This window comes from Shouchella shacheensis, from assembly GCF_001484965.1.
GTDB classification, from domain to species: domain Bacteria; phylum Bacillota; class Bacilli; order Bacillales; family Bacillaceae_D; genus Shouchella; species Shouchella shacheensis.
Map to the genome: position 1 here is coordinate 55,023 of NZ_LLYY01000025.1, position 11,265 is coordinate 66,287.

The 11,265-nt window shown below is 50.3% G+C and carries 9 protein-coding genes and 1 tRNA gene; 2 read left to right on the forward strand and 8 right to left on the reverse strand.

Features of this window, described 5'->3' with window-relative positions:
- The first annotated feature begins 33 nt into the window (after positions 1-33).
- The gene (locus AVZ68_RS15065) at positions 34-1,950 is read left to right on the forward strand and encodes an ABC-F family ATP-binding cassette domain-containing protein (RefSeq protein ID WP_059105407.1); all 1,917 of its coding nucleotides are present in this window, start codon (positions 34-36) and stop codon (positions 1,948-1,950) included.
- A gap of 83 nt (positions 1,951-2,033) precedes the next feature.
- On the opposite strand, the gene AVZ68_RS15070 is transcribed toward AVZ68_RS15065, so the two are convergent.
- From AVZ68_RS15070 to AVZ68_RS15105, 8 genes are all read right to left on the reverse strand, one after another.
- Positions 2,034-4,094, reverse strand: coding sequence for a hypothetical protein (locus tag AVZ68_RS15070; RefSeq protein WP_059105396.1), 2,061 nt, complete (start codon positions 4,092-4,094; stop codon positions 2,034-2,036).
- Positions 4,095-4,321: 227 nt separating this feature from the next.
- On the reverse strand, positions 4,322-5,338 hold the full coding sequence (gene tsaD / locus AVZ68_RS15075) for a tRNA (adenosine(37)-N6)-threonylcarbamoyltransferase complex transferase subunit TsaD (protein WP_059105397.1): 1,017 nt from the start codon (positions 5,336-5,338) through the stop codon (positions 4,322-4,324).
- On the reverse strand, positions 5,328-5,759 hold the full coding sequence (gene rimI, locus AVZ68_RS15080; RefSeq protein WP_059105408.1) for a ribosomal protein S18-alanine N-acetyltransferase: 432 nt from the start codon (positions 5,757-5,759) through the stop codon (positions 5,328-5,330). Before rimI ends, tsaD begins: the two co-directional genes overlap by 11 nt.
- A gap of 19 nt (positions 5,760-5,778) precedes the next feature.
- Positions 5,779-6,483: a tRNA (adenosine(37)-N6)-threonylcarbamoyltransferase complex dimerization subunit type 1 TsaB gene (tsaB, locus tag AVZ68_RS15085; protein ID WP_059105398.1), complete on the reverse strand. Its 705-nt coding sequence runs from the start codon at positions 6,481-6,483 to the stop codon at positions 5,779-5,781.
- Complete coding sequence (gene tsaE / locus AVZ68_RS15090) at positions 6,480-6,935, reverse strand: tRNA (adenosine(37)-N6)-threonylcarbamoyltransferase complex ATPase subunit type 1 TsaE (protein WP_059105399.1); 456 nt, start codon at positions 6,933-6,935, stop codon at positions 6,480-6,482. Before tsaE ends, tsaB begins: the two co-directional genes overlap by 4 nt.
- Positions 6,936-6,939: 4 nt before the next feature.
- Complete coding sequence (thiL, locus tag AVZ68_RS15095) at positions 6,940-7,932, reverse strand: thiamine-phosphate kinase (RefSeq protein ID WP_059105400.1); 993 nt, start codon at positions 7,930-7,932, stop codon at positions 6,940-6,942.
- 378 nt (positions 7,933-8,310) lie between these two features.
- Positions 8,311-8,384, reverse strand: a tRNA-Met gene (locus AVZ68_RS15100).
- A gap of 293 nt (positions 8,385-8,677) precedes the next feature.
- Entirely contained in the window at positions 8,678-9,814 is a 1,137-nt protein-coding gene (locus AVZ68_RS15105; RefSeq protein ID WP_059105401.1) for a trans-sulfuration enzyme family protein, read from the reverse strand.
- A gap of 418 nt (positions 9,815-10,232) precedes the next feature.
- Between AVZ68_RS15105 and AVZ68_RS15110 the strand changes: the two genes are divergently transcribed.
- The gene (locus AVZ68_RS15110) at positions 10,233-10,940 is read left to right on the forward strand and encodes an MgtC/SapB family protein (RefSeq protein WP_059105402.1); all 708 of its coding nucleotides are present in this window, start codon (positions 10,233-10,235) and stop codon (positions 10,938-10,940) included.
- Positions 10,941-11,265 lie beyond the last annotated feature (325 nt).

The window sequence follows — 11,265 nt, forward strand, 5'->3', positions numbered from 1 at the left end:
TTACGAATACTGTTTATAGGGATGGACGTCTTTATGATTGTACTACAATGTGTGAATGTCACCAAAGCGTTCGGCGCAGAACCAGTGCTAGAGCGTGTGAAGCTAGAGGTTTCCTCCAAGGATCGCGTCTCTCTCGTTGGTCGAAACGGGGCGGGCAAGTCTACGCTTCTCAAAATTATTGCTGGCGAGCTCTCTCATGATAGCGGTGAAATCATGCTCCCGAAAGATGTCGAATTTGGCTACCTGGCTCAACACACGGGTCTTGATTCGAAGCGCTCCATTTGGGAGGAGATGCTCCATGTCTTTGATCATCTTCGAGGAATGGAGAAGACGCTGCGCTCGCTTGAGGAACAGATGTCAGACCCTTTGGTTCTTGCGGATCACACACGCTATGAAAAACTATTAAGTGAATATGATCTTCTACAAGTCGCCTTTAAAGATCAAGGTGGCTATCAATATGAAGCCGATATTCGCAGTGTCCTTGCCGGTCTCCATTTCCAGGACTTTGATTATACCACCACGATTGACTCTCTTAGCGGCGGGCAAAAGACGCGGCTTGCGCTGGCAAAGCTGCTTCTCTCGAAACCGGATCTCCTCATCCTCGATGAGCCTACCAACCACTTGGACATGGCGACGCTCTCCTGGCTGGAGCAGTATTTATCCGGTTACCCCGGGGCGCTCTTGATCGTCTCTCATGACCGTTACTTTCTTGACAAGCTTGCGACAAGCGTTGTTGAACTGTCAAGACAGCGTACGATTCGTTTCCCAGGAAACTATAGCGCTTATCTTGACGAAAAAGCGAGGCGCTATGAACAAGACATGAAACTTTACGAGAAGCAGCAAGAAGAAATCACCAAGCTCGAGACGTTTGTGGCCAAAAATATTGTTCGCGCCTCCACAACGAAGCGTGCACAGAGCAAGCGCAAGCAGCTTGAGAAGATAGACCGGCTTACGCGCCCGGATGCCGAGGAAAAGTCCGCCTCCTTTTCTTTTGACATCAAAAAACAAACCGGTCATGAAGTTCTTCGCGCGAGCGACCTAAGCGTCGCCTTTTCGGACGTGCCCGTTTTTTCCCATTTAAACCTAGCGCTGACTCGTGGTGAGAGCGTCGCTATGATTGGCGAAAACGGAGCCGGAAAGTCGACGCTCCTCAAAGCAATCGCTAAGCAACTCACTCCGGCCTCCGGCGAGATTTTTCTCGGAAGCAACGTCACGGTTGGCTACTATGACCAGGAACAGGCCAAACTGACAAGCAAGAAGACCGTGCTCCATGAACTATGGGACGAGCATTCAAGCATTGCCGAAAAAGACATTCGCTCGGTCCTTGGTCAGTTTTTATTCAGCGGAGATGATGTCTTCAAGCCTGTAACGGCACTCAGCGGCGGAGAAAAAGCGAGGCTTGCCCTTGCCAAGCTCATGCTTGAGAAGGCCAATCTTCTCATTCTTGATGAGCCGACCAACCATCTGGACCTAGACGCCAAAGAAATTCTCGAAGCCGCTCTTATTGACTACCCGGGGACAATTCTCTTCGTCTCCCATGACCGCTACTTTGTTAATCGCATTGCCAGTCGCGTGATCGAAATGGCGGCAGGAGAGGCCACTACGTATCTTGGCGATTATGATTACTACGTTGAGAAAAAAGCGGAAATGGCCGAGCGCGCGGCATTGGTGGAAGAAGAGACAGTGCCAACCGAAAGCAAGAGCGAAAAGACGAGTTTTCAAGAAGACAAAGAAACAAAGCGACTGCAACGACAAAAACAGCGCCGCATCGCCTCCATTGAAGAGGAGATGGAATCGCTGGAGAAAGCAATTGTGGAGTCGGAAACGGCGCTGACCCACCCTGATATTTACTCCGATCATGTGCGTGCTGCGGAACTTCAGAAAGAAATCCACGCCCAAAATGAAGCGCTTGAAGCGCTGATGGAGGAATGGGAAGAGCTTCAGCAGTGAGTTGCACCGGCCGAAGACCGTATCAGGAAGACTGCTCTTATTTAGTCAAGGCTGTAACATAAGCCCATTATGTTACAGCTTTTTTATGGTAGTTTCTCCCGTCCGGCTCGTAACAACCACCAATAACTATACACAGAAACCAGCGTGTACATCGCTCCCGCCGCTGCAACAACGCCAGAATCATTCAGAAGCAGTAGGCCAATGGCGCACGCGACGCCCGTTTGCAGAAAGAGCCGCTCGCTCTGGTTCAGAAACGCCACTCCTCTTCTCCATCTTAAAAGGAGGAGCAGAAGCACACTGACGACAAGCAACAAGGACCATCTTGAGTGAAGAAGCAACTTTGCATTCAATGACATTTTCCGGACCATCGTATCCCAAATATACGACCAATCGCCGCTCGCCATCCGGCCGAACCCCGCAGCAATATGCGTAGGAGCCCTGCCAAACTGTAGCAAATACAAGCCCCCCAGTAGTGCAAGCCCCCCGCCCACTCCCCATAGGATCCACCATCTCCCATTTCCCATTTTCCAGAACAAGAAAAGCACACTCAGCCCGAAGGCCAGCATCGCCCCCGCGTTCGCGCCAAGTGAATTGGCCCCGAGTACGACGAGCAGCAAAGTGGCAAGCACAGCCTTGCTTCCTCTTCTCCGCAAACAGCCAAGCACAAAAAGTCCAGCCACACAGAAAAATCCTGCGTACTCGTTGCCGATGCCGTAGTAGCGGGCGCCAACGATTGGGTCATAGCCAAGAAAAGAGCGCTTCGCAAGCGGTGACCCTATCGCTACATCGATCGTGACGACGGCGATGAGGGCTAGAAAAATAAGGAGAAGCGGACGGTCGTTATAGAGCGTAAGGAAGAGACCTAAGAAAAGGGAGAACCCGACCATCATGGCGACGACCCAAGGAAGGCTGAGCCACTGGAGCGCATAGCCAGACAGCAAAAGGGGCAGGGGGGAGACTACTCCTGCTAACGCCAGAACGCGGAGGACTCGGGACCCCTCGTCCCTCTTCCAGTGGATGAAAGCCCCACCCACGGATAACGCAGCGACCGCCACCAGCGAGTAGAGGTACGCCTTAAGCACAGGGGCACGGTTTTCTGCCACCTTCTTGATGAGCTCAACCGTCTCAAAAAGTCGCCTCCCCTCTTCTTCCACGACCTCAATCTCGTACCCCACTTCTTGTTCCGAGCGCTCCAACCCAAACTGCTGACGAACAAAAGGAAGGAAGTCGAGATTGCTTACGATTCCTGTTTGTCTTGTGGTCTTTGAGGTGACTATCCCCCCGTTGACCTTCTCATTCCAATAAAAAACCGGAGCCAAACGATCGAATTGCTTGTACGCTTCCTCATGCATCATCGGGGAGAGAAGGAGAAGATGATCTGGTTGAGCGTCACGCTGAAGCTCAGCCACAAAGGCCTCGATAGCTTTAAGCCTAGCATTATGCTCCGACTCAAAAGCAGCAGGATTCTCTCCCTCTTTGGTCGCATAAAGGCGATGAAGATCCCCCCACTCAATCACTGTAAACGAGGGGCCTTCTTTTGCACGAGCCGCTTCAAGCAAAAACGGCCCATTCATTTCGATTCCCCTTGCGGCCTCGCTCGACTTCTTCACCGCAGAGGCGATTGCTCCCGACGTTTGCCCCTTTTCATCCATTGCCAGCAGTGCCCCGTAGTGAGTATCGCTATGGCCGTAATAGCTCGTCTCGATTCCAGCCTGCTTCAATCTCTGCGCAAAATAGCCAGGCGTTGCGCGGTGCCTTGTGGCCTGATTCTCCGCGACGAATTCCGGAAAATCAAGGGCGTGCACGTGCTCCCTCTCCTCGATATGGAGGGAACTGGGGGTGACAGCCTTTCTCCCCGCGCTGAGTGTCGCCATGCTTGAGGCTAGATCTCGCCCTCCCGCTGTACGAATGTTCATGGCACCTTTGGCCGCCTCGCGCCACAGTTCTCTCTCTTGGCCCTCCTCTAATAACCACTGACTGTCGGCAAAAGATAATCCGGGCACAAGAATCACAATGATTTGCTTCTCAGAAGCGAGCGGTTGAGCCAAGGATTCTCCTGTGGAAGAAATGTCCACAACCACTAGCAAACACGAGAATACGATAAGACGAAGAGCATGCGCCATATTGCGTTTAAATTCCGACATATCCACATCACCCACAGGGTTATTCACAGAAAAATCACTTGCTAACAGTGATGTACCAAGTTATACACACAATCAACAATTCATTCATGTCCACGATCCCCTTATGACCTCACTTTTATTAAGAGAGTCTCTAGTTATTAACAAAACCCACAAAATTGTGGATAACATTGTGCACACAAAAAAACTGCTCACCGGTAGCTTTCACTCCTGCGAGCAGTTTTACTCATCTAATAAGATCTGAGCGGCATTCCAGGCCTGGCGTTCATGGCCATATCTGAGAAATGCCCCTTTTTGTACATCATGCTTGCGCACGCCCCAATCATTGCGGCATTGTCTGTACACAGCGACAAAGGTGGCACGATTACATCCACGTTTTCCCCTTCAAATGTCTCTTTGAGAGAGGAACGCAATCCTTTATTCGCCGCCACTCCTCCAGCAAGAAGGACTTGCTTTACGCCATAAGCCTTGGCCGCTCTCTCTGTTTTCACGGTTAGTACCTCAATGACGCTCTCCTGAAAGCCTCTTGCTAAGGCTGCTTTATCCACCTCTGCCCCCCGCTGCTTCTGATTGTGGAGCGTGTTGATGACCGCTGATTTTAACCCGCTGAAGCTAAAATCATAGCTTTCCTTTTCCAGCCAGGCTCTTGGAAGCTTGATGCTCTCCTTACTCTCTGCGGCAAGGCGGTCCACCTGCGGGCCTCCCGGATAAGGCAGCCCAAGCGTGCGGGCGACTTTATCATAGGCTTCGCCTACCGCATCGTCCCGTGTCTGGCCAATCACTTCAAAAAGGCCCTCTTCTTCCATATAAATGAATTCCGTATGTCCACCAGAGACAACAAGCGCCAAAGCAGGAAATTCGAGTGGACGTACGAGTTGGTTGGCATAAATATGACCAGCGATATGGTGGACTCCAATCAGCGGCAGTCCATGCGCAAAGGCCAGCGCTTTCGCTGTCTCCACGCCAATTAAGAGCGCACCCACGAGCCCCGGTCCTTCTGTTACGCTCACCGCCGCAAGGTCCGCATAGGAGATGTCGGCCTGTTCCATGGCTTCTTCAACGACCCGCGTCATTTGTTCGACATGGTGGCGAGAAGCCACTTCCGGGACAACACCTCCAAAGCGAGCATGGCTCTCCATTTGCGAGGCCACGACGTTTGCGCGAATGAGCTTGCCCTCTTCAATCACCGCCGCCGATGTTTCGTCACAGCTTGTTTCAATTGCTAAAATGAGTTCCTTACGTTCCATGCATCTCCACCCACATCACCCACGCATCCTCGTAGTTGTCTGCGTAGTAATTTTTCCGGACGCCACCTTTTTCAAACCCTAGTTTTTTGTAAAGAGCTTGAGCGACATGATTCGACGCTCGCACCTCTAAAGATAACGTCCGCGTCCCCATGCCTTTTAAAAGTTCCATCACATAGCGCAGCATCCATTCCCCAAACTTTTGTCCGCGGTAGGCGGAATGAATCGCGATATTTGTGATTTGCGCTTCATCCATGACCTTCCAAACCCCGCAGTAACCGATAATCCGCGTCCCCCATTCGAACACAACGTAGTGGGCAAATTTATTCGCCCGTAGCTCTGATTCAAAGGCTTCGCGTTTCCAAGGCGCTGTAAACGCATCCCGCTCCACGTCCATCACAGCATTAATATCATCCATTGTCATTATGCGAATCGACGCTTCGTTACTGACCTTTTGATTGTGCACGATGCCATTTCGCCTCCGCCTCAGCCAACTGCAAATACGTCGGCGTAAAATCATGGACCGATGCGACTGCTTCCCTCTCCAGCCCAAGCATCGCAAGGGATCCAGGGCGATATCCTGCGAGTTTCTCCGGCGGGAAGAAAGCTCGCTCCCCAAGTGAGGCTTCAATCGCCTCCCGATGAAGGCGCACGTCCTCCCCAAGAAAGAGGAAATCTCCTTCCATATCCTTCAAACCTTCAAGCCAGTCATCTCTTGTGGTCAGTCGCTCCTCGCTTACACAAGAGAGCTGGTTCCAGTCACTGCGATAAAGAGCCGTATACCACTGATCGCGCCTCGCATCAATTATCGGAACAATATTTCCCTTAAAGTATTGCCCAGCCTGTGCCATAGCTTCTAGCGTTGACACCCCTACAAGCGGGAGGGAGAGCGACCAGGCAAGCGTCTTCGCCGTCGTTACCGCAATCCTTACCCCTGTATAGGACCCGGGCCCTCGCGCAACAACGATTCTGTCCAAATCCTGTGGCTTCATTTCAAGGTCGGCTAACAGCTGCCGGGTGGCTGGCATGAGCCTCGTGGCATGGTTTTTCTTCACATTCGTCATGAATTCGCCAAGCATCTGATGTTCGTTTGCTACCGCTACGCGGAGCACATAGGTCGATGTGTCAATGGCCAGCGTGTTATTCATAGCGAAAACTCCTTTAGTAAGCGTTCGTAGCGCTCGCCCTGCGCTTTAAAAACGAGCAGACGCTTGTCTTCACCGAGATGTCTCAGGCTGCACGTCAGTTTTTCCTTTGGCAGCTGTTGCTCCATCAAATGAGCCCACTCCACCACGGACACCCCGTCTCCTTGAAAATATTCCTCGAGCCCAAGCTCCTCGTCTTCTTCCGTTAGACGGTAAACATCCATATGGTAAAGCGGCAGCTGGCCTGAATACTCTTTGATAATCGTGAAGGTCGGGCTATTCACAACAGTTTTAACGCCAAGACCCGCCGCAAGCCCCTTTGTAAAATGGGTTTTCCCTGCCCCTAAGTCGCCTTCGAGCGTTAGCACATCTCCTGCTTGTAAGAGGCCAGCCAACGTCTCTGCGAGCGCCATAGTTTCCTCGACAGAATTTGTGCTGCATTCGATTGTTTTCATCTTATCACCCACGCCTAAAATGGTTATAGCCCGCTTTGTCAAGGCGCCGCTTTTCTTCCCTTGTCCAAAGATAAACAGCTGCAGGTCCCTCTTCGACATAGCCTATTTCCAAAAAAGAAAGGCCGGAGCGCTTCCCAACGGCTTTCAACTGCTCATAATCTTCACGACCCATCGTGCCCACCAGCTGGAAGTCCTCTCCTCCATTGAGTGCAAAATCGACTCTTTGCCGATAGGAGAACGGCAGCCCGTGAGAAGGGATAAGCGGAAGCCACTCTTCTTTAAGAATCATTGTTTTCTCGCTTGCCTCCGCAAGCTCTATCGCTTCACTCGCCAGTCCATCGCTAATGTCATTTAGCGCAATTCGACATCCGCGTTCAGCCATCACGCGACCTGCCTGAACCTGCCCTTCCGGCTCTTGGTGCTTTTTAATGACGGCCTTCTCTTCTTCGCTGAACGTTCCCGAACGCGTACGCTCAAGCAACAGCTCTAGCCCTGCGGCTGAAGCCCCTAACTCCCCTGTGACAAAGACAATATCTCCAGCCTTCGCATTGCTTCTACGTAGCGCTTGATCACGCCTCACCGTACCAATGGCTGTTATGGTGATCACAAGCGATTCGTTCGCAGCTGTCGTGTCTCCACCAATCAGATCCATGCCTAGTTCAGCCGCTAGCTCGTTCATTCCCCTGTAAAGCTCCGTTAACTCCTCATTCTTCCACGTTGGAGGGATCGCCAGGGAGACAAGATAAAATGCTGGATTCGCACCCATGGCCGCCAAGTCACTGACATTAATCGCCAGCGCTTTTCGCCCAATCTGAAAAGGAGTCAACGTATCGCGGCGAAAATGAATGCCTTCGACCATCGTATCCACACATACCACTTCGTCACTGTCGCTTTTCCCCACATAAACCGCCGCGTCGTCGCCTATGCCAACTTTTAAGCGATTTTGCAAAGTCTCTTTAGGAGCAACGGACGAAATAAAAGCAAACTCATCTTCCATGCTGCGCTCTCCTTACCTGTTCGATTCATCTTACACAGTATAGCCAATAGACCGGTTCCCGTACCACATCATAGCGTCAAAACAGTACCGAAATGCGTAGGCGGGTTGGTCAGGAGCGAGAATTTTGGAGACCTGACAAAAGGAATCCCGGTTTTGGATTACGTTGTCGGGGCGAAAAATCTCGACGCTTCTACCCGCCGCAGCTAGACAATACCGAAATGCGTAGGTGCCCTGCTCACGAGCGACAAGTTCTGGAAGAACGGCAGGATCAAGCCCGCCCTTTGGCTTGATCTGGCGGTCTGAAGAAACCTCGAGCGAGTGGCGCCGCAGCTAGACAAAAAAACTGAAGCATCTGCCTCAGTTTTTGAACGGTTGGTATTGCGGGGGACGGATTTGAACCGCCGACCTTCGGGTTATGAGCCCGACGAGCTACCGAACTGCTCCACCCCGCGTCGATATTAAGGATGCTTATAGTGCTTGCTTATTCTAATAGAAGACTGTCTCTTCCTCTGCAAGTTTCGCTTCGCAGTGGATGCGTCGAGACAACTCGATGTTTTTTCAAGGAAGTAACGCTCGTTGCTCCACCCCGTTGTGCTTGTTTATTTTGCTAAGAAAGTCTTTCTTCATCGCCACAAAATAAATATACCATACCCTATAACCAAATGCAAGGTTATCTGCAACTTTCTTTGTACACTTGATTTGTCATGGAGAAGAAGGCTTCCTTCACGCGAGGAAGCCTTCTTTTTTAAAGACTTTTGGCGATTGCAGCCTCAAAGCTTGCGACTAAATCACGTTCATCTTCAACTCCTACAGAAACCCGAACAAGCTGCTTGCCAATCCCGAGCGCCTCTCGAACTTCTTTTGGCACCGAACGATGAGAGGTTCTCAGCGGATAAGAGACAGACGTCTCCACGCCAGCAAGTGTCGGAGCAATCTTAATCCAATCAAGCGACGCAAAAAAGGTCTCAATATGGACATCTTCCTTAAACTCTACACTGAGCATCGCCCCGTTCCCCTTTTCCGAAACCCCCTGAGGATAATAGACCTGCGTCACATAGGGGTGCTCACTTAACGCCGTAGCCAGTGACTGGGCGTTACTGCTCTGCCGTTCCATCCGCAAAGCGAGCGTCTTTAGGCCTCGGCAAGCAAGCCATGCCTCAAAAGGACTTAAGTTGCTTCCAGCGTTAATCATGCTCGCCCGTGCTTTCGCGATCAATTCAGCGGAACCGACGAGTACCCCCGCTGTCACATCGCTATGACCACCGATGTATTTGGTTGCGCTATGTATGACCAAGTCCGCCCCAAGGGAATACGGCTGCAGCAAATACGGCGTCGCAAACGTATTGTCCACCATCACGGCAATTTTTCTCTCTTTCGCCTCTTGAGTGATGGCCTCCAACTCCTCCACACGAACAAGTGGGTTTGTAATTGACTCTGTATAGATCAAGGCTGTATTTTCTCTTATCGCCTCTGTCCAATTCCCATTCATGTTCACAAAGCTCGTCTCGACGCCGTATTTCGCCAGTTCGCTAGCGAACAACTGATATGTCCCACCATACACATCAACGGCAGCGACAATGTGGTCGCCACTTTTGCAAACGGCAAAGACTCCTGCCAAAATCGCCGACATCCCTGAGGACGTGGCGATTCCATCCTCAGCTTCTTCAAGCAAGGCAACACCCTTACCAAGGTCATCTGTGTTTGGATTGCCGTAGCGCGAATACAAGTAAGGCTTTTCTCCTGTAAAATACTGCTCCATGTCCTCTAAATCTTCAAATACAAAAGCCGACGTCTGATAAATCGGCCGCGCCTTGCTTTTGTTTTCAGCTTTGTCTTTGCTATAGAAATGTACTGATTTCGTATTAAAATATCTCTCTGTCATGGTATCCCTCCACTATCCAACAAACGTATACGTGATATAAAACGTATCAATCTAACCAGAAAATCGAAAGACTAACGTAGCCACTAGCGGCCATCCATTTCTTCTGGTTCAGTAATGCACTGATTCCAGACTTACTGTAGAAATGTCGTAAAGCCGCCAAAGAAGCTGACGAGACCTGTATGTACATAAGAAGAGGCCAGTTCGCCTTGAACGATAAAAAAGCCAAGTAAAAATGAGTCCATCAGGTTTACAAAAAAGGCTAGGAACGGGAAAGGATGTACATTTCTTCATTGCACCACCACGAGCCCTAGCCAATAGGCTGATTTTACTATACAATGTTTGCACACACCACTCGTTTTGCATGGGTCGCTTCATTCTATCATAAATGTAAAGAAACGTTTCAAAAAGGTGATGATTTATGGAAACTATACTTTTCAAGTTAACCGCTGCTCTCTTTTCCGGTTTTTTAATTGGCATGGATAGGCAAATCAAACATAAACCGCTTGGTTTAAAAACAAGTATGGTCATTTGTATTGCAAGCTGTTTGATTACCATCGTCTCCGTCGAAGCGTTCTTGTATTTTTCTCAGGACGGCGGAAGTCCGAATATGGACCCTATGCGTCTAGCCGCTCAGATTGTCAGTGGTGTCGGTTTTCTCGGGGCAGGCGTGATTCTTCGCCGCAGCAATGACGTCATTTCTGGCTTAACCACAGCTGCCATGATTTGGGCGGCCTCCGGAATAGGCATTGCGATCGGCGCCGCTTTTTATGTAGAAGCCCTGATTACCGTGATCCTTATCCTGCTGGCCGTTAATGTGATTCCAGCCTTGCTGAAAATCGTTGGACCTACATCTCTTAGCCAAAACGATGTCGCTTTGCGTGTTGTTATGGCCAAAGGCGCGATTACCAGCCATTTGATTAAAGAATTGCAGCACAAAGCAAAAACATGGAAAGAACGACGAGCCGAAAACATCGTCATTCGGGACATCAAAATCAAAGACCTAGAGAACGGCTGCCAGCAGCTAGACATCTCCCTTTCGATCCCCAGGGGCATGTACATGACCCATTTGTACGACCGTGTAAAAGGGATAGAACATGTCAAATCAGTGGAAGTCGAGCAGAGGTAATGTCGCTGATGTAAGAGGATTCATCAAATAGCTTCATCTAGTTCGAGGAACCAATGGTGCCTCTAGTAGCAGTAAAGCGCCTGAAGAAATACCCGAGTTTAACAAGCCATGAGACTGTATGTGCTCATGGTTTCTTTTGTTGCGCATACTACGTGTGCAATCACTCAGATAGGCTACTCATTTTAGGTGCCCCTTCCTATTTGGATACACAAAAAACCCCACCTAAAAGGTGGGGTTTTTTTTAGCTATGGCGGGTAGAAGCGTCGAGATTTTTCACCCCGATAACGAAATCCAAGACCGGGATTTCGTTTATCAGGTCTCCAAC

Bases quoted from the DNA above. Each gene is read 5' to 3' on its own strand.
- rimI (WP_059105408.1), bottom strand. From the start codon at position 5,759: ATGACAATGGATGATATTAATGCTGTGATGGACGTGGAGCGGGATGCG.
- AVZ68_RS15070 (WP_059105396.1), bottom strand. From the start codon at position 4,094: ATGTCGGAATTTAAACGCAATATGGCGCATGCTCTTCGTCTTATCGTA.
- AVZ68_RS15065 (WP_059105407.1), top strand. From the start codon at position 34: ATGATTGTACTACAATGTGTGAATGTCACCAAAGCGTTCGGCGCAGAA.
- thiL (WP_059105400.1), bottom strand. From the start codon at position 7,932: ATGGAAGATGAGTTTGCTTTTATTTCGTCCGTTGCTCCTAAAGAGACT.
- tsaB (WP_059105398.1), bottom strand. From the start codon at position 6,483: ATGAATAACACGCTGGCCATTGACACATCGACCTATGTGCTCCGCGTA.
- AVZ68_RS15105 (WP_059105401.1), bottom strand. From the start codon at position 9,814: ATGACAGAGAGATATTTTAATACGAAATCAGTACATTTCTATAGCAAA.
- tsaE (WP_059105399.1), bottom strand. From the start codon at position 6,935: ATGAAAACAATCGAATGCAGCACAAATTCTGTCGAGGAAACTATGGCG.
- AVZ68_RS15110 (WP_059105402.1), top strand. From the start codon at position 10,233: ATGGAAACTATACTTTTCAAGTTAACCGCTGCTCTCTTTTCCGGTTTT.
- tsaD (WP_059105397.1), bottom strand. From the start codon at position 5,338: ATGGAACGTAAGGAACTCATTTTAGCAATTGAAACAAGCTGTGACGAA.